The 20,982-nt window shown below is 62.1% G+C and carries 20 protein-coding genes and 1 tRNA gene; 20 read left to right on the top strand and 1 reads right to left on the bottom strand.

Annotated elements, in window-relative coordinates; genetic code table 11:
- The first annotated feature begins 240 nt into the window (after window positions 1–240).
- The 4 genes from cbiM (at window position 241) to LK493_RS04530 (ending at window position 3,884) form a co-directional block, all read left to right on the top strand.
- Entirely contained in the window at window positions 241–1,326 is a 1,086-nt protein-coding gene (gene cbiM / locus LK493_RS04545) for a cobalt transporter CbiM (protein ID WP_227790276.1), read from the top strand.
- Complete coding sequence (locus tag LK493_RS04540; RefSeq protein ID WP_227790275.1) at window positions 1,304–2,140, top strand: energy-coupling factor transporter transmembrane component T family protein; 837 nt, start codon at window positions 1,304–1,306, stop codon at window positions 2,138–2,140. Before cbiM ends, LK493_RS04540 begins: the two co-directional genes overlap by 23 nt.
- 44 nt (window positions 2,141–2,184) lie before the next feature.
- On the top strand, window positions 2,185–2,955 hold the full coding sequence (locus tag LK493_RS04535; protein ID WP_227790274.1) for an energy-coupling factor ABC transporter ATP-binding protein: 771 nt from the start codon (window positions 2,185–2,187) through the stop codon (window positions 2,953–2,955).
- Window positions 2,956–3,035: 80 nt separating this feature from the next.
- Complete coding sequence (locus tag LK493_RS04530) at window positions 3,036–3,884, top strand: hypothetical protein (protein WP_227790273.1); 849 nt, start codon at window positions 3,036–3,038, stop codon at window positions 3,882–3,884.
- Window positions 3,885–4,087: 203 nt separating this feature from the next.
- Here the strand turns inward: LK493_RS04530 and pyk are convergent, their stop codons facing one another.
- On the bottom strand, window positions 4,088–5,548 hold the full coding sequence (gene pyk, locus LK493_RS04525; RefSeq protein WP_035136807.1) for a pyruvate kinase: 1,461 nt from the start codon (window positions 5,546–5,548) through the stop codon (window positions 4,088–4,090).
- Window positions 5,549–5,989: 441 nt separating this feature from the next.
- Between pyk and LK493_RS04520 the strand changes: the two genes are divergently transcribed.
- The 16 genes from LK493_RS04520 (at window position 5,990) to LK493_RS04445 (ending at window position 20,759) form a co-directional block, all read left to right on the top strand.
- Entirely contained in the window at window positions 5,990–8,671 is a 2,682-nt protein-coding gene (locus LK493_RS04520) for a cation-translocating P-type ATPase (RefSeq protein ID WP_217750950.1), read from the top strand.
- Window positions 8,672–9,145: 474 nt separating this feature from the next.
- Entirely contained in the window at window positions 9,146–10,099 is a 954-nt protein-coding gene (gene rsgA, locus LK493_RS04515) for a ribosome small subunit-dependent GTPase A (RefSeq protein WP_035137160.1), read from the top strand.
- A 252-nt stretch (window positions 10,100–10,351) separates the two neighbouring features.
- Window positions 10,352–11,011 carry a Flp pilus assembly protein CpaB gene (gene cpaB / locus LK493_RS04510; RefSeq protein ID WP_227790272.1) on the top strand — a complete coding sequence of 220 codons (660 nt, stop codon included), beginning with the start codon at window positions 10,352–10,354 and terminating at the stop codon, window positions 11,009–11,011.
- Window positions 11,011–12,660 (top strand): nucleotide-binding protein, encoded by a 1,650-nt coding sequence (locus tag LK493_RS04505; protein WP_227790271.1) that lies wholly within the window; start codon window positions 11,011–11,013, stop codon window positions 12,658–12,660. The genes cpaB and LK493_RS04505 overlap by 1 nt, the downstream gene beginning before the upstream one ends.
- The gene (locus LK493_RS04500; protein WP_227790270.1) at window positions 12,657–13,985 is read left to right on the top strand and encodes a CpaF family protein; all 1,329 of its coding nucleotides are present in this window, start codon (window positions 12,657–12,659) and stop codon (window positions 13,983–13,985) included. Before LK493_RS04505 ends, LK493_RS04500 begins: the two co-directional genes overlap by 4 nt.
- 50 nt (window positions 13,986–14,035) lie before the next feature.
- Entirely contained in the window at window positions 14,036–14,884 is an 849-nt protein-coding gene (locus tag LK493_RS04495; protein ID WP_227790269.1) for a type II secretion system F family protein, read from the top strand.
- Window positions 14,881–15,522 (top strand): type II secretion system F family protein, encoded by a 642-nt coding sequence (locus LK493_RS04490; RefSeq protein ID WP_227790268.1) that lies wholly within the window; start codon window positions 14,881–14,883, stop codon window positions 15,520–15,522. Before LK493_RS04495 ends, LK493_RS04490 begins: the two co-directional genes overlap by 4 nt.
- A gap of 10 nt (window positions 15,523–15,532) precedes the next feature.
- On the top strand, window positions 15,533–15,766 hold the full coding sequence (locus LK493_RS04485; protein WP_148345504.1) for a hypothetical protein: 234 nt from the start codon (window positions 15,533–15,535) through the stop codon (window positions 15,764–15,766).
- Window positions 15,730–16,293 carry a hypothetical protein gene (locus LK493_RS04480; protein ID WP_227790267.1) on the top strand — a complete coding sequence of 188 codons (564 nt, stop codon included), beginning with the start codon at window positions 15,730–15,732 and terminating at the stop codon, window positions 16,291–16,293. Before LK493_RS04485 ends, LK493_RS04480 begins: the two co-directional genes overlap by 37 nt.
- A 1-nt stretch (window position 16,294) precedes the next feature.
- Window positions 16,295–16,513, top strand: a complete 219-nt coding sequence (locus tag LK493_RS04475; protein WP_227790266.1) for a hypothetical protein — start codon at window positions 16,295–16,297, stop codon at window positions 16,511–16,513.
- Window positions 16,488–16,985 carry a TadE/TadG family type IV pilus assembly protein gene (locus LK493_RS04470; RefSeq protein ID WP_227790265.1) on the top strand — a complete coding sequence of 166 codons (498 nt, stop codon included), beginning with the start codon at window positions 16,488–16,490 and terminating at the stop codon, window positions 16,983–16,985. Before LK493_RS04475 ends, LK493_RS04470 begins: the two co-directional genes overlap by 26 nt.
- Before the next feature lie 76 nt (window positions 16,986–17,061).
- A complete protein-coding gene (locus LK493_RS04465; protein ID WP_227790264.1) occupies window positions 17,062–19,122 on the top strand; it encodes a hypothetical protein in 2,061 nt (686 codons plus the stop codon).
- Window positions 19,122–19,598, top strand: a complete 477-nt coding sequence (locus tag LK493_RS04460; RefSeq protein WP_227790263.1) for a hypothetical protein — start codon at window positions 19,122–19,124, stop codon at window positions 19,596–19,598. Before LK493_RS04465 ends, LK493_RS04460 begins: the two co-directional genes overlap by 1 nt.
- Window positions 19,595–19,954, top strand: a complete 360-nt coding sequence (locus tag LK493_RS04455) for a DUF192 domain-containing protein (RefSeq protein ID WP_227790262.1) — start codon at window positions 19,595–19,597, stop codon at window positions 19,952–19,954. Before LK493_RS04460 ends, LK493_RS04455 begins: the two co-directional genes overlap by 4 nt.
- Before the next feature lie 324 nt (window positions 19,955–20,278).
- Window positions 20,279–20,563, top strand: a complete 285-nt coding sequence (locus tag LK493_RS04450) for an ATP-binding protein (protein WP_035137167.1) — start codon at window positions 20,279–20,281, stop codon at window positions 20,561–20,563.
- A gap of 123 nt (window positions 20,564–20,686) precedes the next feature.
- A tRNA-Phe gene (locus LK493_RS04445) sits at window positions 20,687–20,759 on the top strand.
- Window positions 20,760–20,982 lie beyond the last annotated feature (223 nt).

Here is a 20,982-nt window from a genome sequence, read left to right as displayed (position 1 = left end):
GCGCTGGGTATAGGCCAGCGGTGGCTGCCGCCGAGTCCTACGTGACCGCTATGCTCGATATAAGGCACTGTTGAGCCTTCATATATGACACGCGCATTACATAACGGCGTGCTGCTTTGTCGGCAGTGCGCCGTTTTGCTATGATATCCCGCGGCGTGTTACGAATCTGACAATGCGTAACACTGACAAGGTGATTTAAGCGGCGTTGCAATTTCGTGCGCCGATAACCGGGAGGCGTACATGCACATTCCAGATAATTATCTGTCCCCGCAGACCGATGCCGTCATGGCGGTGGCAATGGTGCCCGTTTGGGTCCATTGCATCAAAAAGGTGCGCGCCACGCTCGATCGCGAGCACATGGCTTTCCTGGGCATCTGCGCCGCCTTCTCCTTTTTGCTCATGATGTTCAACGTGCCGCTGCCCGGCGGCACCACGGGTCACGCCGTCGGCGGCGCGCTCATCGCGCTGCTGCTGGGCCCGGAGGCCGCGGCCATCGCTGTCTCGGTCGCGCTGGCGCTACAGGCGCTGCTGTTTGGCGACGGCGGCATCCTGTCCTTTGGCGCCAACTGCTTTAACATGGCCTTCGTGCTGCCGTTTGCCGCTGCAATCGTGTTCCGTGCGCTCAACAGCCGTTTGCACGACAAGAGCTGGGGCACCTCGGTCTCTGCCATTGTCGGCGGCTGGGTCGGCCTGTGCCTGGCGGCCCTGTGCGCGGCAATCGAGTTTGGTATTCAGCCGATGCTCTTTACCAACGCTTCGGGCGCGCCACTGTACTGCCCTTTCCCGCTGTCTATTGCTATCCCTGCCATGATGATCCCGCATATGTTGGTTGCCGGCGTGGTCGAGGGCGTGGCGACGGCCGCCATCTACGGTTTCATTAAGAAGACGGCGCCGAGCGTTATCGTCGGGCCCGAGGCCGTCGATGGTCAGCTTGCTGCCGAGGGCGCTGCTGCCAAGAAGACCTCGCTGGTTCCCACGCTCATCTTGGTCGCCGTGCTTGTCGTGGCCACGCCGCTGGGCCTGCTGGCTACAGGTGACGCCTGGGGCGAGTGGGACGCTGAGGGCGCCGCGACCGCCGTCCAGGAGGCTGGCGACGACAGCCTGCAGGCTTCGGTCGGCCTCGATACCCCGACCTTTGCCGACGCTCTGCCCACAGGCGATTATCTGCAGGCCTATTCCGAGGAGCAGGGCCTTGGCTTTGCCGGCCAGGCCGCGATGTATATTCTTTCGGGTGTGATTGGCGTGGCGGTGCTCACCATCGTATTCCGCCTGGTCTCGCTGACGGTCAAGGAAAGCGGTGCTCATGGCAATAGCCGAGCTGCCTAGCTGGCTTGCGGCCGAGGAGCGATATGAGCCCGTGGGGGCTCGGCATCGTGTGATGCAAAAGAATGTCCTGCACCTGGCGAGCCTGCTTGAGCGGGTTCGCCTGGGTGGAGGCGCGCACGAGGGCGGGTCGATGGTCGACCGCGCCCTTTCTTGCGTTTCGGCTCCGGTGCGCCTGGTGGGGATGTTCGTTTGCGTCCTGTGCGTGTGTCTGACGCAGAGCCCGCTGTACCTGATGCTGATGGCGGCTATCGCGCTGGTGCTGGTCACGGTGCGCCCCGCGCGCGGGTTGCGCGCGACTTTTGTACCGGCGCTTGGCGCCACGGGGCTTGCGGTGGTTCTGGCGCTGCCTGCCCTGTTGCTGAGCGCGTCTGCCATGGGCGCCATGCTCAAGATCGCGCTCAAGACGTTTATTAATGTGTCGCTGGTGCTGGGTGTTTCGTGGACGCTCACCTGGAGCCGCATGTCGGCGGCGCTCAAAATGCTGCACCTGCCCGACGAGGTTATCTTTACGTTTGATATGGCGCTCAAGCATATTGAGGTGCTGGGACGCACGGCGCACGATCTGTGCGAATCGGTCATGCTGCGCAGCGTCGGTTCCGCGCCTGCGGGTTTTTCGCGCACCGACTCGCTGGCGGGTATCATGGGCATGACCTTTATCAAGGCGATGGAATGCAGCCGCGCGATGGACGAGGCTATGCTGTGCCGCGGCTTTGCCGGTGCGTATCCGGCTCCTGCGCGGAGCGGCTTTGGCTGGTGCGATGCGGTTTACGCGGTCGTTGTGGTTCTGCTCGCCGTGTTGTGCGCGGTGCTGTAGCGCGGGCGGTCGATCCGTTGATGTGAATAGGGAAGGGCGACGTTTTGGCAAACGATACGAATGACGCGATGGGCGCGAGCGGTGCTGCTGGCGCCGAGACAACGCCGCTCATCGAGTTTCGCGACGTGGTGTTTTCCTATGCGGGCCATACGGTGGTCGATGGCGTTTCGCTGCAGGTGGACCGTGGGGAGCTCGTTGCCCTGCTAGGTCCCAACGGCTGCGGCAAGACGACGATCATGCGCCTTATCAACGGCCTTGAGCTCGCGGACGCGGGCACGTATCTGTTTGACGGGCATGCGGTCGATGCGGCATATCTCAAGGATCCCGCGGCTGCCCAGCGGTTCCATCAGCGCGTGGGCTTTGTGTTCCAGAATGCCGATGCGCAGCTCTTTTGCGCCACGGTGGGCGAGGAAGTTGCTTTTGGTCCCGCGCAGATGGGGCTGCCGGCAGACGAGCTCGAGCACCGCGTGCGCGATGCCATGGGGCTGTTCCAGGTTGCCGATCTGGTCGATGCCTCGCCCTATCAGCTTTCGGGTGGGCAAAAGAAGCGCGTGGCGCTGGCTGCGGTTGTGTCTATGAACCCCGATATCCTAGTACTCGACGAGCCTACCAATGGACTCGACGAGGATTCATGCGACATCGTGGTCAACTTCTTGCTGGCCTACGTCGCGGCGGGTAAGACGGTCTTGATGAGCACGCATCACCAGGATTTGGTGCGACGCCTAGGTGCCCGTGCAATCTATATCGATCGATATCACCATGTGGTCGAGGCACCTTCGCCGTCGTATGGAACCGAAAGCGGTGCTACGGACTAGTTGCTGCGTAGAGCGTGCGTAGCCGCCCGCGCGGCTTTGCCGTGATGGTATAGTTATCCAGGTTTTTTATGGGGGTGGCTATGCCAAGCTGGAACATTCATATCGCTCAGACGGAGCGTTTGCTGGAGCGCACCGGTGCGCTTGCCAATAGCGTGCGCGACCGCAATGCCTTTTTGTTTGGCTGCGTGGTTCCGGATATCTTCGTGGGCTATATGGTCCCTGCCATCGCCGATCCCATCCCGTACCGCATTACGCACTTTGCCAAGCCTGAGCCCATCCCAAAGCCTCGTGAGCATGAGTTTTGGGATACCTATGTGGCACCGTTGCTAAAAAGTTCGCCCACCGGTGCGCCGGCCGCGGCGACCTCGATTATCGAGGAACGCGAGCGACTGAACCGCGTGCACTATCCCCAGCGCTACAAGGATGCCGAGCCGGTTGCCGGTCCCGGCGCCTATGAGTTCTCGCTTGCATCCGAAGATGTGGCACAGTCGTTGCTCGATTTGACGCTGGGTGTCTGGTCGCATTTGGTGGCCGACACGGTATGGAACACGCGTGTGAACCAGTATCTGGAAGCAAACGGCGGCAAGCCGAGCGAGGAATTTCGCATTAAAAAGCAGGGCGATTTTGACTGGTTTGGCAAGACGCTGGGCATTGTTTCCATCCCGCGTGCGACCGATCGTCTGTATACTGCTGCGGCGCGTTTTGGTCAGTATCCCATCCATAAAGAATATGTGCTCAAGACCATCGGCGTCATGCACGAGATTGTACGCGAAAACCCCGGCGAGCCCGATCATCCGCCATATCGTCTGCTAACCGAGGAGTTTTTCGACGCAACGTTTACCGAGGTCATCGAGCTGACCGAAGCGGGCTTTGCGGCTCGCGTTGCCGCTTCTGACGTTCCCGCAGTCCCTCTGATCGCTAGCTGCTAGCCGGCCGGCTTAACGGAGAACAGTTCATCCCAATTGACCAACAGCTCCCGTCGCAGGGCATCTTCGGTGGTACGCTCGGCATCGGAAAGGTTCGCGACTGATCACAAATCGATGAAGCGGCATATGAGGTAGGTCCTAAAAAAGGGCCCGGAAGGCAAAGCCTTCCGGGCCCTTTGCAATGCAAGCGTGCTTGCAAGTACGATTTAGCGCACCTGAGCGACGTAAGCGACGTTGGTCGAGGAGACCTTGTCCTCGAGCTGGACGCTCATGCGGGGATCGCCGGCGGTAGCGACGGTCAGATCGCCGGCCTCGACGTAGCCGAGCTCCTTAGCGGTCTCGATCGCCTTGACGATCGTGCCGTTGACGGTGCCCTGGGTAATCTCGGCCTGGTGCGGGATAACGCCCCAGTACATGATCATCTGCTGGACGGCCCACTCGTGGCGGGAGAACGCGCAGATCGGCATGTTGGGACGGAAGTGCGAAATCAGGCGAGCGGTACGACCGGTGGTCGTCGGCACGGTGATGCACTTGGCGCCAACGGTGGTAGCCATGTTCACAGCGGACATACCCACAACGTTGTTGACAACGCGGGTGCCGTGAGCATCGGCCGGAACCTCGAGCGGAGCGTGAGCCGGGAGGTACTTCTCGGTCTCGAGAGCAATGCTGGCCTGCATCTTGACGGCCTCAACCGGGTACTTACCGGCAGCGGACTCGCCAGAGAGCATAACGGCGTCGGTGCCGTCGTAGATGGCGTTAGCAACGTCGGCAACCTCGGCGCGCGTCGGGCGCGGGTTTTGCTGCATGGAGTCGAGCATCTGCGTAGCGGTGATAACGGGCTTGTAGGCCGCGTTGCACTTGGCGATGATCTCCTTCTGGATGTGCGGAACGAGCTCGGGCTTGATCTCGATGCCCAGGTCGCCACGGGCGACCATGATGCCGTCGGAAGCCTCGAGGATCTCGTCGAAGTTCTCGACGCCCAGGGCGCACTCGATCTTCGGGAAGATCGTCACGTGCTCGCCACCGTTCTCGCGGCAAAGCTCGCGGATGCCGCGGACGGACTCGCCGTCACGGATGAAGGAAGCGGCGATGTAGTCGATGTTCTCGGTCAGGCCAAAGAGGATGTCCTGACGATCGCGCTCGGTGATGGCGGGCAACGAGATGTTGACGTTGGGCATGTTGACGCCCTTGCGCTCGCCGATCAGGCCGTCGTTCTTGACGACGCAGGTCATGTCCTGACCGTCGACGGACTCGACCTCGAGGGCAACCAGGCCGTCGTCGATCAGGATAAGGGAGCCCTTCTCGACCTCGGAGGGCAGAGCCAGGTAGTCGAGGGAGATGTGCTCAGAGGTGCCGTGGAAATCCTCGGACGTGGGCTGAGCGGTGACGACGATCTTATCGCCGGTCTTGACGGCAACCTTCTTGCCATCGACCAGAAGGCCGGTGCGGACCTCGGGGCCCTTGGTGTCGAGCAGGATGCCGACGGGCAGACCGAGCTCCTTGGAAATACGACGGACGCGCTCGATGCGACCGTGGTGCTCGTCGTAGGATCCGTGCGAGAAGTTAAAACGGGCTACGTTCATGCCCGCCTTGATCATCTCGCGGATGGTCTCGTCGCTATCGCAGGCGGGACCCATGGTGCATACAATCTTGGTGCGCTTGTACATTCAGACCTCCATCTGACATCGTCTTGCGCTGATAGATAAACCATAAGAAATAAAACTGAGATGATTATAACGAAATGGCGACCGAATACCCCAAAAAATCGACCGTATGCCGAATTAGAAGTTCATTTTTTGCGGAAAAACGGTATATGCAAAAACTTTACCAACCGTTCTGACCGCTGCTATCTGGGCGATATTTCAGTTTGACGATGTGCCGAAGAAAAAACGTTTTATCAATATTGAGCATCACACGGTCTGCATCGTTGCACTCGAGCCGTGTTTCCAATTGGAATGTTTTGGCTAGACGCGCTGCTTTGGGGTACCATAGCTCCACTATCAACTGCCGCTCAGCACGGCAGCCTTGATGAGCCCTTGCCCTTCTCCTGGGAATTATGATCGGGCATCAATCTGCTGAGTGGCCCGAATCCCAGGAGGGGACTCTATATGCAAAAGGAATACCTGTCCGCCGCGGCGGAGGTGCTCAGCGACCAGGGCGTCGATGAGAACCTCGGCCTGAGCAACGACGAGGCGTCGTCGCGCCTCGCCAAGACAGGCCCTAACAAGCTTGAGGAAGCCGAGAAAACGCCGCTGTGGAAGCGTTTCTTTGAGCAGATGGCCGACCCCATGGTCATCATGTTGATCGTTGCCGCCGTCATCAGCGCGCTCACGGGTATGGTCAAGGGCGAGCCCGACTTTGCCGACGTCGCCATCATCATGTTCGTCGTTATCGTCAACTCGGTACTGGGCGTGGTCCAGGAAGCCAAGAGCGAAGAGGCCCTCGAGGCCCTGCAGGAGATGAGCGCGGCGCAGTCCAAGGTGCTGCGCGACGGCAAGCTCGTGCACCTGCCGAGCGCCGAGCTCGTGCCCGGCGATGTGATCATGCTCGAGGCGGGCGACTCCGTCCCGGCCGACTGCCGTGTGCTCGAGAGCGCCACGATGAAGATCGAGGAGGCCGCCCTTACCGGCGAGTCCGTGCCCGTCGAGAAGCATGCCAACGTCATTGAGCTCGCCGCCGGCACCGACGACGTGCCGCTCGGCGACCGCAAGAACATGTGCTACATGGGTTCCACCGTGGTATACGGCCGCGGTCGCGCCGTCGTGGTCGGCACCGGTATGAACACCGAGATGGGCAAGATCGCCGGCGCCCTGGCCGAGGCCAAGGAAGAGCTCACGCCGCTGCAGGTGAAGCTCGCCGAGCTCAGCCGCATCCTTACCATCATGGTTATCGTCATCTGCGTCGTCATCTTTGGCGTCGACATCATCCGCCACGGCGTGGGCAACGTTCTCACCGATCCGACCGCGCTGCTCGACACCTTTATGGTCGCTGTCTCGCTTGCCGTCGCCGCCATCCCCGAGGGCCTGGTTGCCGTCGTGACCATCGTGCTGTCGCTCGGCGTGACCAAGATGGCCAAGCGTCAGGCGATTATCCGCAAGCTCTCTGCCGTCGAGACCCTTGGCTGCACGCAGACCATCTGCTCCGACAAGACCGGTACCCTCACCCAGAACAAGATGACCGTCGTCAAGCACGAGCTCGCTGCGCCTAAGGAGAAGTTCCTGGCCGGCATGGCTCTGTGCTCCGACGCCCAGTGGGACGAGGAGCTGGGCGAGGCCGTGGGTGAGCCGACCGAGTGTGCGCTCGTCAACGATGCCGGCAAGGCGGGGCTCACTGGCCTGACTGCCGAGCATCCGCGCGTGGGCGAGGCCCCGTTTGACTCGGGCCGCAAGATGATGTCCGTGGTCGTCGAGACCCTGGACGGCGAGTATGAGCAGTACACCAAGGGCGCGCCCGACGTGGTGATCGGCCTGTGCACCCATATCTACGAGGGCGACAAGGTCGTTCCGCTGACCGAGGAGCGTCGCGCCGAGCTCGTGGCCGCCAACAAGGCCATGGCCGACGAGGCCCTGCGCGTGCTGGCGCTGGCAAGCCGCACCTACACCGAGGTCCCGGCCGACTGCAGCCCCGCTGCGCTCGAGCACGACCTGGTCTTCTGCGGCCTGTCCGGCATGATTGACCCGGTCCGCCCCGAGGTCGCCGACGCCATCCGCGAGGCCCACGATGCCGGTATCCGCACCGTCATGATTACGGGCGACCACATCGACACCGCCGTGGCCATCGCCAAGCAGCTGGGTATCGTCACCGATCGCAGCCAGGCCATCACGGGCGCCGACCTCGACCGCATGAGCGACGAGGAACTCGACGCGCACATCGAGGACTACGGCGTGTACGCCCGCGTTCAGCCCGAGCACAAGACCCGCATCGTCGAGGCTTGGAAGTCGCGCGACCAGATCGTGGCCATGACGGGCGACGGCGTCAACGACGCCCCGTCCATCAAGCGCGCCGACATCGGCGTTGGCATGGGCATCACCGGTACCGACGTCACCAAGAACGTCGCCGACATGGTGCTTGCCGATGACAACTTCGCCACCATCATCGGTGCCTGCGAAGAGGGCCGTCGCATCTACGACAACATCCGCAAGGTCATCCAGTTCCTGCTTTCGGCAAACCTTGCCGAGGTCTTCTCGGTGTTTATCGCCACGCTCATCGGCTTTACCATCTTCCAGCCGGTGCAGCTGCTGTGGGTGAACCTGGTTACCGACTGTTTCCCCGCGCTCGCGCTGGGCATGGAGGACGCCGAGGGCGACATTATGAAGCGCAAGCCGCGCAACGCTAAGGACGGTGTCTTCGCCGGACATATGGGTCTGGACTGCGTGGTCCAGGGTCTGATCATCACCGTGCTGGTGCTGGCGAGCTTCTTTGTGGGCGTGTACTTTGACATGGGCTACATTCACATCGCTGATATGATCGCCGGCAATGCCGACGAGGAAGGCGTGATGATGGCGTTCATCACGCTCAACATGGTCGAGATTTTCCACTGCTTCAATATGCGCAGCCGTCGTGCGTCGCTGTTCACCATGAAGAAGCAGAACAAGTGGCTGTGGGCTTCCGCTGCGCTGGCGCTGGTGCTGACGGTGATCGTGACCGTACAGCCGACGCTTGCCGAGATGTTCTTTGGCCCTGTGACGCTTGAGCTCAAGGGCGTTCTTGCCGCGCTGGGCCTGGCCTTCCTGATCATCCCGCTGATGGAGATCTACAAGGCGATCATGCGCGCGGTCGAGAAGGAGTAAGTTAACCTGTCCGGGCCCGCCCCTGCGTGTTTTCTTCTTCGCTGGTCCTCGCGCTTCGCGCTGCGGGATCGCTCGGAAGAAAACACTCCCGGGGTGGGCCCTACGGTATCCTTGCTGGCTTTACTCCCGCGCGGATGAAAAAGGGTTGAGGGAAAGTTTGTGAGCTGGTCGGGCTTTGCCCGGCCAGCTCTTTTTGATTTAAAATACCTGCTCAGTTGTGATTTATGGTGCTGGGAGGCGCTTGTGGGCAAGGCTAAGGCTAAGGCGAAGAAAAAGACGACGGGGGCGCGGGCTAAGCGCGATCGTCGTCGGAAGCTTGCGACCGAGGCTCCCGCGTCTGCCGAGGAGTTGCTGGCAAGCGTGCCGGGACTTGACGCGCTGCAGGATGTCCCGGCGTTTGATGACCTGCCGGTCGATGGGGCTCAGCGGGCGGCATTTGACGACTTTTGCGCACATGCTGAGGAGCCCGAGCAGATGCAGCTTGGCGCCGTGGTGCGCTTAGATCGCGGGTTTCCGCTGGTGGCGACGGCCGACGATACCTTTCGTGCCGAGCATGCCGTGGGGTTTGCCAAGTCGCGCGGCGAGGACGAGGTGCTGCTGCCCGCCGTGGGCGACCGTGTGGCGGTGCGCCGCGCTCCCGGGCACGATATGGGCGTGATTGAGTGCGTTCTGCCGCGCCGTACGAGCTTTGAGCGTTGGCGCGGCCGTGCCCGTGGAGAGCGCCAGGTGCTCTGCTCCAACGTGGATAGCGTGCTAATCGTGCAGGCGCTCGGTGCCGGTGAGGTGCTGCTCGACCGCGTGGCGCGCTCGCTGGTGTTGGCGCTCGACTGCGATGCCGAGCCGGTGGTGGTGCTCACCAAAGCTGACCGCTGCGATGCCGAGGAGCTCGAGCGCGATCTGGACCGCGTGCGCCGCCTGGTGGGTCCGGACGTGCGCGTGATCGTTACGTCCTCTGCCGAGGGCCGCGGCCTGGACGAGGTCCGTGCCTGCGTGCCTGCCGGGAGCTGCGCCATGATTCTGGGCGAGTCGGGTGCCGGCAAGTCGACGCTGCTCAATGCACTGCTGGGCCACGATACGTTGGCGACCGGCGGTGTGCGCGAACGCGACGACCAGGGCCGTCACACTACCGTCGCGCGCGTGATGGTGGCGCTGCCGGGCGACGCCGGTGTGATCGCCGATGCCCCGGGCCTGCGCAGCCTACCGCTCGTGGGTCACGAGCGGGGTCTGGCGCGCGCCTTCCCCGAGATTGTTGAGGCATCGCGCGCGTGCCGGTTTGGCGATTGCACACATACCCATGAGCCGGGTTGCGCCGTTCGCGAGGCCGAGGACGCCGGGCAGATCGACAGTCTGCGTCTGGAAACGTTCCAAAACTTGGCGTCATCCATGCGCGTGAGCGCTCAAATGCTCGATCCCGATGTCCATCTGTAATTGATTTTTCCTATGACAGCCGTCTCCCAACTGTTCGGGAGACGGCTTTTTTGCTGCGGAAAAGCCTCGAAATATGCAGTTTGCTGACGTGCTGACCAAAACCTTGCCACGAGCTTGACGGGCTGGTCAGCTTTTGGTTAGCGATTGGTTTGACATCGAAAACCAAGATCGCGATTGCGCCGCTTTGCACTCTGACCGCCCAGACAATGGTGGTACGGGCATTCGCCCGGCACTGCCATGAGAGGAGCGGCCGTGAACAAGAGCAAGCGCATCGCCATCAGTCTGGTCGCGGGCGTGCTCGCTGCTCTGCTCTGCATGGTTTACGGCTCGTCGATCCGCTCGCAAGCCGAACAGGTCCAGGCTGAGACCTTGGCCAAGTATGGTGGCGATCGCGTCGAGGTATGCGTCGCGGCGCGCGATATCGATGTGGGCGAGACCCTCGATGAGACCAATGTCATAACCCAGGAATGGCTGACGAGTTTGCTGCCGCGTGACGCGGCGACCGAGCTGCGCCAGGTACGCGGCGACGTGACGACTTCACGTATTCCCAAAAACGCCGTGATCTGCAATGTCTACACCAAGGCCGAGAGCCACAAGCTCGAGGTGCCTAAGGGCAAGGTCGCCGTTTCGGTGGCGGTCGATGCCGAGCACTCGGTCGGCGGTGCCACGGGCGTGGGCAGCTATGTGGACGTGTACGTGCAAAAAGATGGCGTAACCGATCGACTGTGCGGCGCGCACGTGATCGATACCAGTGAGAATTCCGGTGCCACGCGCGAGGGCAAGATCGAATGGGTGACGCTGGCGGCTGACCCCGAAGACGTCAAGGAACTGCTGGGAGCCTCGGGCAAGGGAACGGTCAGCTTGACGATTCCCGCCACGGCGCGCGGCAAAAAGAGCGGAGGCGACGAGTGATGAAGGCGATCTGGCTTGCGTGCTGCGCGTGCGGCGATTACGGGCTGTTGCAGCGGGAAGTCGAGGGCCGTGATGCGGGTGCACAGGTGCTTCGCGTGGGTGACCTGGACGGGCTGATTTCCATGGCGCGGGCGTTTCCGTCGCGCCGCGGGGCTGCCATCATCGCGGCGTCTCTGTTTGATATCGAAGATGTGCGCAAGACTGTTGCGCGCCTGACGGCCGAAGGCCGCGTGAGTCGCGTGGTCGTGTTGATAGAAGCACTCGATCCGTCGGATATCGAGGGGCTGTTTCGCGCAGGGGCGACCGAGGTCATCGCTGCGCACAGTATATGCGGCAACGGGCGCGCGGGCGAGGGAGCGGTTGATTCCGATCGGCGCATGACGATTGAGCCCGATGCTTTTGTTGATAGGGAACCCGGGGCGCCTCGCGCTACAAGAGGCCCGCGTGTTGATGATTATGGAAAAGCGGAAGCCGAGCATGGTCGGCGCCCCCGGAACCCCCTTGTATACGATGACGCTGGAGGGCCGGCGCAGCATGCTGGCGACTCCCCGGCTGTAGATTTGGGATACGTGCACGGCGTGAATCTGGCGGATGAACTCGACGAAGTTGAGGGCTTTGCCGGGTGCGGCGAGTTGTCGCTGATGCAGCATGAGCAGATTGTGCAGAACGAGCCTGCCTCGCAGACCGAACAAGCCGCCATGCCGGCTTGGACGCAGCGTGTGGTTGCGGCGGGGGAGACGGGGACGCTGCCGCCGACGCCCGCCCCGCCGCCTCCGATGCCGCCGGCAGACGCTGCCGCTTCGCCGCACCGAGCTCCGGTCATCTGCGCCATTTCGGGTTCGGGCGGTTGCGGCAAGTCGACGATCGTTGCCACCATGGCACACACATCGTCGCTGTTGGGCTTGCGTGCCGCCGTGCTCGACCTGGACCTGATGTTTGGAAACCTTTACGACTTGTTAGGCGTCGATGCTCCGCGCGATATGGCGGCACTTATCGAGCCGTCGGCGGCGGGCGCGCTCGCCGAGCCAGATATCGTAGCCGCATCGATGCGCGTGGCGCCGGGCGTTACGCTCTGGGGTCCCGTCGCGGCGCCCGAGCAAGCCGAGCTCATGGCACGTCCGGTGGAGCTACTGCTTGATGTTCTGCGTCGCGAATCCGACGTGGTCTTTGTCGACACCTCGGTCTTTTGGGGTGATGCCGTGGCGGCTGCGGTGGCGGCGAGCGACCGCTGCCTGGTCGTTGGCGATGCGGCGGTGTCGTCCGCGACATCGGCGTCGCGCGTCATTGAACTGGCAAGTCGAGTGGGTGTGCCGCGCACGCGCATGAGCGCCGTGTTCAACCGGTTCGGTGCGCGCGGGGCAGACGAGGACGTCGCCATGCGCTTTGAGATTGCCTGTGCGTTGAGCTCCAAGATTCATATCGCCGATGGCGGGCAGGATCTCGCCGCGCTCATGGCGTTTGGACGCGCTGACGAGGCAGTTGGGCAGACCAGCGCTTTTGCGACCAGCGTGCGCGAGGCCACGCGCGAGATGCTCGTGGAACTGGGGTGCGCCGTCGGCCCTTGGAGCGATATGGTCGCCGACCGTGCAACGCGCACCGAACGCCCGCGTATCCGCCTTCCCTGGTCGCGCGAGGGTGATCAGCGATGAGCCTGCAAACGAGGATTAAGGCTGCCGGCGCTGCAGCGGGGGCAGCGCCTGTAGATGCGGGGCGTCGCCGCGCGGTGAAACGACGCACCAAGCGCGCCGTGATGGACCGCATGGGTTACGACGAAGTGGCGCGTATCAGCGCCTATATCGACCCGGCACTTGCCCGCTCGGAATTGCGTCCCGCGGTGGAGGCGGCGCTCAATGTTGAGGAACCGACCGATCTCGCGACGACCGAGCGCGAGACCATCATCGACGAGATTTTGGATGACGTGGTGGGCCTGGGGCCGTTGCAGCCGCTCATCGAGGACGACACCGTTACCGAGATCATGATCAACGGCTGCCGCTCGGCTTTCTTTGAACGCGGCGGCGTCTTGCGCCCCATCGAGCATGCGTTTGAGGATGATGAACAGATCCGTGTGCTTATCGACCGCATCATCTCGCCGCTTGGCCGCCGTATCGACGAGCGCAGCCCCATCGTCAACGCCCGCCTCAAAACGGGCTATCGCGTCAACGCGGTGATTCCGCCTGTGGCGATTGACGGACCGATTCTCACCATCCGAAAGTTCTCGGACCGTATCTGCTCGCTGGACGAGCTTGTGGGGCTGGGGTCGCTGCCGCTTTGGTATGCGCAGCTGCTGTCGTGCGCGGTGTCGCTGCGACAGGACCTGGCGGTTGCGGGAGGCACGGGGTCTGGTAAGACCACCCTGCTCAACGCGTTGTCATGCGAGATTTCCACCGGCGAGCGCATCGTGACGATCGAGGACTCTGCCGAGCTCAAGTTTGCGCATCATCCGCACGTGGTGCGCCTAGAGGCGCGCGAGGCTTCAATTGAGGGCGAGGGCGCGGTGACGATCCGCGACCTGGTGACCAATGCCCTGCGCATGCGCCCCGACCGCATCGTGGTGGGCGAGGTGCGCGGTGCCGAGTGCTGCGACATGTTGCAGGCCATGAACACGGGCCACGATGGGTCGCTCACCACACTTCATGCGGGTTCAGAACAGGAGACCGTGGTGCGTCTGACGTTGCTTGCACGTTATGGCATCGATCTGCCGAGCGAGCTCATCGAGGAGCAGATTGCCATGGCGCTCGACGGCATCGTGATGTCCGAGCGCCACGCCGATGGCAGGCGTTTCGTCTCCTCGTATTCGGGGGTGCGTCGCGCCGCGTCGGGCGGCGTAGAACTCGAGCGCTATGTGACTTTCGATGCCGCCGAGCGCACCTGGAAGCTTGACCGCGAGCCGCCGTTTATCGCAGAAGGCCTGCGGTCGGGGACGCTCACACAAGAGGAGGTGGACGAATGGAGGTCGCTGTGCCCCTCGTCGTAGGGGGTTTGGCAGGGTTTTCTGTTGCGACGGCGTGCGGGGCGGAACCTCGTGTGCCGCAGGTACCGCCGGCGGAGCTGGCGCGTCAGGCGCTCGAGACGGTGGCAGAGAAGCTGCCGCGTGAGCTGGTGGAAAACGATCTGCTGAAAAAGATCGCCCGTTCGTGGGCATCGCTGGCTCCGGCGCATCGCTTTGGCCTCGTGATTGAAGATGCTTCGGGGCGTTTGGCGTTTCTGCTGCTATCGAGCGGTGTCTGCTGCGTTTTACTAACGATGGTGTCGTTATCGCCCCTCGGATTTGCCTTGGGACTTGTTGCTCCGTTTGCCGTTGGCGCCGCTCGGGATGGCTTTGAGAGCCGGCGCGAGCAACACGATGCAGAAGAGGCAATGCCCGAGGCGTTTACCGCACTTTCCATGTCGCTTGCCTCGGGACATTCGCTGGCCCAGGGCATGCGCTTTGTGGGCGCTCATGCGCAAGAGCCAGTGCATACCGAGTTTTTGCGGGTGGCGGCGGCGATCGATTGCGGCATCTCGGCGACCGACGCGCTCGATGACTTGCTCGTGCGCATCGACGCCCCCGGTCTTTCGCTTGTGACCTTGGCGCTTAAGGTGTCTCAGCGCACCGGCGCTCCGCTTGCCGACTTACTGTCTGAGGCGTCGAGCATGGTGGGGGAGCGCATTGAGCTCAAGCGCCGCCTGGATGTTAAGACGTCGCAGGCTCGCATGTCTGCACATATGGTCGCGGCGATGCCGGCGGGCATGTGCGCGGTGTTGGCGCTGCTTTCGGCAGATTTTCGTCGCGGTCTTGCGACGCCTGCCGGCGCGGGCGCTGTGGTGCTGGGTCTCGCCCTCAACGCCGTTGCCCTGGTGGTTATCAGGCGCATTATGCGGGTGGAGCTATGAGCGCCCCGGTTGCAGTTGCGGCTTGCCTGTGCGCCCTGAGCGTATTTGTCGCGACGGGTTTGGATCGGGCGGATGCACGCAAGATCGCAGGGGCCTGCAAGCGCGAGGCGGTGCTGGTCGCTGCCGCAGGTCGCTCGGTGGTCGATGCTCTGATCGCGCGAGTGAAGGGCGCGGTTGGAGCGGGCGGCCCGGCGCGAGTGTCGCTCGGCGAAGTGTCCGAGATGATCAATGTTGTTCGCTTGGGTCTTTCGGCCGGTCTTTCGTTTGATGCGGCGCTTGAGATTTTCTGCGCCAACCGCCGGTCAGTGCTGGCTCTTCGCCTTGAGCGAGCCTGCATGGCGTGGCAGGTGGGCGTGGGCACGCGTGAGGACGAGTTGTTGGCCGCCGCGCGCGACTTGGACGTGCGAGCGCTCGAGACCTTTGCCATCACGGTGGGGCAGGCGCTCGCCCTGGGTGCCCCACTTGCCGAGACGCTGGCCGCTCAAAGTCGCGAAATCCGTGCGGCTCATCGCGCCGCGGTCGAGCGCGAGATCGAGCGTGCGCCCGTCAAGCTGCTGATTCCCACCGGCACGCTCATCTTGCCGGCGTTGCTTCTGTCCATATTGGGCCCGCTGCTGGGAGCAGGCGGGATGATGTAGGGAGGAATACATGAACACGATGACTGACGCTGCTGGCAAGGTCCAGGGCTGGGCGTTTTGCCGGGCGGCACATGTTCGTCAGTGCGCCAAGGAGCTATTGCAGGAGGAGAGCGCACAGGGTACCACCGAGTATGCCATCTTGGTCGGCGTGCTCGTGGTGATCGCGATTATCGCCATCGTCGCATTTAAGGGCAAGGTCCAAGATCTATGGAACGCTATCAGCGAGGGCATCAACAGCCTGTAGAGGGCGAGCGCCCCATCGGGGTACTGCTGGTGTTTGCTTGCCTGGTCGTGGCGATAGCGGCGGTGCTTTGGGGGCTTAACGCCGCGCGGCAGCAGCGTCCTGGGGCCGCCTCCGATTCGGGCTCAGATTCGGCGGTGGCGTCTCAAAAAGATGAGACGCGAGATGCGGACGATTCGGATGTCGCTGTCACGGCGCAAACCTTTCTGCGGACGCTCGACAAGCGGTCTGCCACTGCGACGGATTCGCCTGAGGGCAACGCGATTGCGGTCCGGCTTGCATGGTCCGAGGACCGACCGATGACCGAGGCAGCGGCGGATATGTTACGCGCCTACCGCGAGGTGCCAACGGCCCAGCTCGCCCTGAGCGGCTATCTCGATATTAAGGGCAACGTATGGGGCGCCATCGTGCGTGATGGGCGCGGCTGGGTCGATATGGTGACGGTTGCCGCGGATACTGGCGATGCTTCGTGTCGTCTGCGCGCCGTGCGCCTGGTCCCGCAAACAATAAGCTCAAAGGAGGGATCGTGAAATGCATGGCGTTCTGCGTGAAGAGGTTGCCCAAGCGACTGTGGAATACGCCATCGTCACGGTGGCGCTGCTTTCCATCGTGCTGGCAATCGCGGGGCTTTGGCGTGCCGGTGCCGATGGGCGCTTGGCGGCGCTGGTCGAGCGGGCGGCATCTCACGGCGTCACCTCGACATCGGTTGTCGACGCTGCTGCGGGTGCTAAGGACATCGTGCTGTATTGATGTTGCGCGCGAGGACCAGGCGCAGTCTACGGTCGAGGCGGCATTCCTACTGCCGACGTTTCTGACACTCGTTCTGTTGGCACTGCAACCGGTGTGCCTGCTCTATACGCGCGCGGTCATGGAGTCTGCCGCCGCCGAGACCGCGCGGCTCATGACCACGACGTCGGCGGAGGACGATGATCTTAAGGAGTTCACTCGCCGCCGGCTTGCCGCAGTGCCCAACGTTTCGATCTTTCATGCCGGCGGGCCGTTGTCGTGGGATATCGAGCTTGGCCGGGCCGGTGCGGGTGGCGTCTCGTCCGTGTCCGTTTCCGGCGAGGTCAAGCCGTTGCCTGTGATCGGTGCGTTTGCGCAGGCTATGGGTGGTACCGCCGAGGGCGGCTACGTTGAGCTCAAAGTCGATGTCTCGTATCAATCGCGTCCCGAATGGCTGGAGGGAGATTATGATTCGTGGATTGCTGCATGGGATTAGGCGCTGCCTGTTGCGGGTGACGCAAGGGTTTGCGGCCCGCCGTCGACCAGGCGCTCTCCGCAAACGAGGCGGCTTTATGGGTCGAGCCGGTATCGACCTGTTTATCGAAGACGGTGCCTACACCACGCTCTCCTCTGCGGTGGTCATCTTGGTGGTGCTCACGCTGCTGTTTTCGTCGACGGCGGCGATATGGAGCATGTCGCGTGCCGGGGATACCCAGGTGGCGGCCGATAGCGGCGCGCTGGCGGGTGCCAACGTAGTGTCGTCCTATCACACGGCTGCCACGGTGGTTGATGCGAGCATCTTGAGTCTGGGGCTGGCGGGGTTTGCCACGATCGGGACGGGCCTGGTCGCCATCCTCATCCCGGGTGCCGAACCAGTTGCCGGCAATATGGTCGACACCGGGATTGAGATCATTAAAACGCGCAACAAGTTTGCCAAAAGCGCATCGGAAGGCTTACAGAAAATCGAGACGGCTCTGCCATATCTGATTGCCGCGCGTGCCACGCAGGCGGTGTCGGCGCAGGATACCGATAGTGTGACCTATACCGGTACGGCGCTTGCCGTGCCCAGGACATCCGAGTCTGATTTTGTTGCGCTCGAGGGTTCCGAGATCTCGACCGATGCCATTAAAGATGCGTCGGAAGATCTGGAGCGCGCGGCCGAGGAGCTACAAAAAGCATCGGAGGAGACGGCGAAGGCAAAGGAGCGTGCCTGGCTAGCGGATTGCGGTGGATCGGATAAAGGTTCGGTCGGCAGCTGTTCGTGTATGTGGGAGCGCGCGAAAAGCCTAACGGATCTCTCCGGTGTTCAAAATCCGCATTACGCTTCGAGCGTTACGTGGGAGCCTCAAGTTGCCCTTGATCGCGCGAAGGACTACTACCATTGGCGCCTGACAAATGAGAAGCCCCACGGCTCGAGTGTCGAGATGAGGGCAGAGTCTGCGGCGCGTAAGGCGTTTTATACCTATGCGAGTGCGGAGGTCGATCGGGCATATATAACCGAGAACGGAGACAGGGTTTCCTCCTATATCCCACTGTTGCCGCGCAACTCTGATGAGGTTCGGGCGACGGAGCTCTATACCGATGCGGTGTGGCCGACGAGCGTGAACGATGACAAGGCGTATCTGCATTACGGGACGACCTGCCCTAACTATAAGAAAGGGACGCCGAGCGGATTTGCTTCGGTTGCCGATTACGATGGACAGGATAAATGCAGCAAATGCCATTTTGGCGTTTCGTCGCTTGGTGCTGTTGCGGCGCCTTCAACCTCTATCGAAAACGGCTTCGAGTATCACTTTGACAAGTTTAAAGACGCCCTGGAAGACTACGTCGAATGCCGCAACAAAGAGCTCGAGCTCGAACGTCAGACCGAAGACGAGACCGACCGTGCGAGCAATGCGTTTGACCAGGCCATCAAAGCGCTTTCGGGCGAGCGTCCGCGTATCGCTCCGCCCGGTCGCAACGGCGTGGTTGCCTTTGCGGTTTCGGGTGCCATCTCGAGCCCCGATGGGCTCAACTCTTCGTTTAACACGGCAGTCAGGCTTGGCGATCGCGGTGCCATCTCTGCCGCGGTGCTGGCGCCCGATGAGGCGACGGCGCAAAACAACGTGCTTTCGCGATTTTTCTCGACATTGAAGGAACGCTCAGGTGGCGTTGCCGGCGTACTCGACGGCGTCATGGATGTTTGGGGACGGCTGCTCGTAGGATACGGAGACATCCAAGGTTCGGCCGACGAACTTATGGACGAGATGATTAAAGGCCTAGGAGGGGGCAGCGGCGCGTTGGGCTCCATTGCATCGTGGCTCGGCGATACCGTTTCGGCGTCCGTGGCGGCGCTGGGTTTGGAACCGTGCGACTTGCGCCTGCGAAAGCCGGTGCTGACTGATTCCGCCAACGTCATTAAGAGCCCGGGGTCTGACATTGCTGGCCTCTCTCAAGCGCAAGACAAACTGCGAAGTATTCCGTTGGGCGTGACCGATCCCAAGGCGCTTTGCGAGGCGTTGGAATATCAAGTCGAACGCACCATCAGCGGTACGGTGTTCACGCTTGCGGAGATTCCTCTGCCCGGCGGCGGTTCCATCCCGCTCGCCGTCGATGTCGCCACGCTGGTTGGCGCTCTGGGCGGTGGGTCGTAATGAGTATCCGCATGCGTCTGCGCGAGGAGCGCGCCCAAGCGACGGTGGAGATGGCAGTGGTTACGCCCGTTTTGCTGGTGCCGGCACTCATTGTGTACAACGTCATGATCTTTGCCAGCGCTGTCGCGCGCTTCGACCGCGTGGTGCCCGACATCGTGTTGGCGCACGCCGTGGCGTCGGAGGGGGAGGGCGACGAAAGCTCTGTCGATGCCTCGGCGACGGTCCAGACTCAAATTCTGAATGCCATGGAAGGCTATGACTTGCAGATCGAAGTGTCGAGCGAGCAAGGCGCGGAGGCATCGGATGGTGGTCTGCTCTCCCTATCCGGTGCGTTTAGGACCTACACCTGCACCATGTACTATGAGCCGTGGCCGACTTCTCTCAGCATCGCTGGCGTTCCGCTGGGGGCGCCGACAACGTTGTCGCACGAGCGCGCGGTGACGGTCGATCCATGGCGTCCGGGGGTGGTCATGTGACCGCGGTCTCGTCCTACATCGCCTACGCGCGGGCACTCAATAGGCTGGGCTGGACGCCGGCCGAGTTTGCGGTGGCGGAGTCGTTTGCCGTGCGCCTGCGCGGCATGCTGGGACGGCATCCGGTTGCCGCCAACGGCTTGCCGCTCGTCATGGCGTTTCCACGCTGCTCTTCGGTCCATACGTGTTTTATGGCCTATCCCATCGACATCGCCTTTATCGATGCACGTGGCTATGTCCTCGTATGCTACGAAAACGTACGTCCCTGGCGTATGTGCTCCTGCCCCGGCGCCTGGGCCGCACTAGAGCGCCCTTCAATCATTGTTTCGACCCCTGCTCTCCAACGCGTGCCGGCTTAAGAATTGGCGACAGCGGACTTTCGTCATACGAAATTGGGTAAGATGGAGGAGAAGATGCATGGATGTTGAGATCCATCCCAACGCTAAAAAGCACCTGACGGAAAAGCAGGTGCTTAGCGCTTGGCTTGCGGTTACTGAGTGCGTTCGTCGCGAGTCGAAGGACGAGCCGCCGAGATGGCTTGCGATTGGATGGCTCCCAGACGGACGAAGCGTGGAGTTTGTCGCGGTCGAGCTTGTCCGTGGGTGGCTTATCATTCATGCCTTGTCTCCAGTCCAGAAGAAATTTTGGCAGGAGATTGAACGGGCTCGGCAAAGGGGTCGATGATGGGCAAGACGTATACGGCCGCTAATGGTCAGGTTGTAACGGATGAAATGATTGACGCGTGGTGCGAGTCGTACGAGCGCGGAGAGTTTCCGGATGGCGAACACACCGTTGGTGGGATCGTGCATGGACGGCCCCCACTCTCAGGTGAGGGGACGGCAACGCTGTCGGTCAAGATTCCTCTGGGAATGAAGGAGGCCATTCGTCGACGGGCGGCTGCCGAGGGGATGACGCCAAGTGAGTTTGCCCGTGCGGCTCTGAGCGAAAAACTTCTTGCTGCCGGCTGATGCCTCTGACGTGCTGATTTAAAGAACCGAGGCTGTGCTCAAAAACTTTTTTGAAATTCTCGGTTGACCGGAACGCGTCCTTGGTTATACTAATCAAGCCTTGAAACAAGGCACACCTCAAATGGCTGGGTAGCTCAGTTGGTAGAGCAGAGGACTGAAAATCCTCGTGTCAGGGGTTCGATTCCCTTCCCCGCCACCTTGAATTGACTAGGACCTCTGCAAAGGGGTCCTTTTCTTTTATGCAGCCCCCACATGGAATCGAACCCCGTGAGGGCGCGGAGCTGAGTAAACGCGTAAGCGTTTGCCAGCGCAGCTCGCAAGGCGCGTAAGCGCCGCAGCGGTCCGTCCGCGCAGCGCGCGGACGCGATTCCCTTCCCCGCCACCTTGAATTGACTAGGACCTCTGCAAAGGGGTCCTTT

It is taken from the genome of Collinsella aerofaciens (assembly GCF_020709435.1).
In the GTDB taxonomy this organism is placed as follows: Bacteria; Actinomycetota; Coriobacteriia; order Coriobacteriales; family Coriobacteriaceae; genus Collinsella; species Collinsella aerofaciens_AU.
This window is presented reverse-complemented; position numbering and strand designations above follow the sequence as displayed.

What these genes read in the sequence shown, in the direction of transcription:
- cbiM (WP_227790276.1), top strand. Translation starts at nt 241, where the DNA reads ATGCACATTCCAGATAATTATCTGTCCCCGCAGACCGATGCCGTCATG.
- LK493_RS04540 (WP_227790275.1), top strand. Translation starts at nt 1,304, where the DNA reads ATGGCAATAGCCGAGCTGCCTAGCTGGCTTGCGGCCGAGGAGCGATAT.
- LK493_RS04530 (WP_227790273.1), top strand. Translation starts at nt 3,036, where the DNA reads ATGCCAAGCTGGAACATTCATATCGCTCAGACGGAGCGTTTGCTGGAG.
- pyk (WP_035136807.1), bottom strand. Translation starts at nt 5,548, where the DNA reads ATGTACAAGCGCACCAAGATTGTATGCACCATGGGTCCCGCCTGCGAT.
- LK493_RS04520 (WP_217750950.1), top strand. Translation starts at nt 5,990, where the DNA reads ATGCAAAAGGAATACCTGTCCGCCGCGGCGGAGGTGCTCAGCGACCAG.
- rsgA (WP_035137160.1), top strand. Translation starts at nt 9,146, where the DNA reads ATGCAGCTTGGCGCCGTGGTGCGCTTAGATCGCGGGTTTCCGCTGGTG.
- LK493_RS04505 (WP_227790271.1), top strand. Translation starts at nt 11,011, where the DNA reads ATGAAGGCGATCTGGCTTGCGTGCTGCGCGTGCGGCGATTACGGGCTG.
- LK493_RS04500 (WP_227790270.1), top strand. Translation starts at nt 12,657, where the DNA reads ATGAGCCTGCAAACGAGGATTAAGGCTGCCGGCGCTGCAGCGGGGGCA.
- LK493_RS04490 (WP_227790268.1), top strand. Translation starts at nt 14,881, where the DNA reads ATGAGCGCCCCGGTTGCAGTTGCGGCTTGCCTGTGCGCCCTGAGCGTA.
- LK493_RS04485 (WP_148345504.1), top strand. Translation starts at nt 15,533, where the DNA reads ATGAACACGATGACTGACGCTGCTGGCAAGGTCCAGGGCTGGGCGTTT.
- LK493_RS04480 (WP_227790267.1), top strand. Translation starts at nt 15,730, where the DNA reads ATGGAACGCTATCAGCGAGGGCATCAACAGCCTGTAGAGGGCGAGCGC.
- LK493_RS04475 (WP_227790266.1), top strand. Translation starts at nt 16,295, where the DNA reads ATGCATGGCGTTCTGCGTGAAGAGGTTGCCCAAGCGACTGTGGAATAC.
- LK493_RS04465 (WP_227790264.1), top strand. Translation starts at nt 17,062, where the DNA reads ATGGGTCGAGCCGGTATCGACCTGTTTATCGAAGACGGTGCCTACACC.
- LK493_RS04460 (WP_227790263.1), top strand. Translation starts at nt 19,122, where the DNA reads ATGAGTATCCGCATGCGTCTGCGCGAGGAGCGCGCCCAAGCGACGGTG.
- LK493_RS04450 (WP_035137167.1), top strand. Translation starts at nt 20,279, where the DNA reads ATGGGCAAGACGTATACGGCCGCTAATGGTCAGGTTGTAACGGATGAA.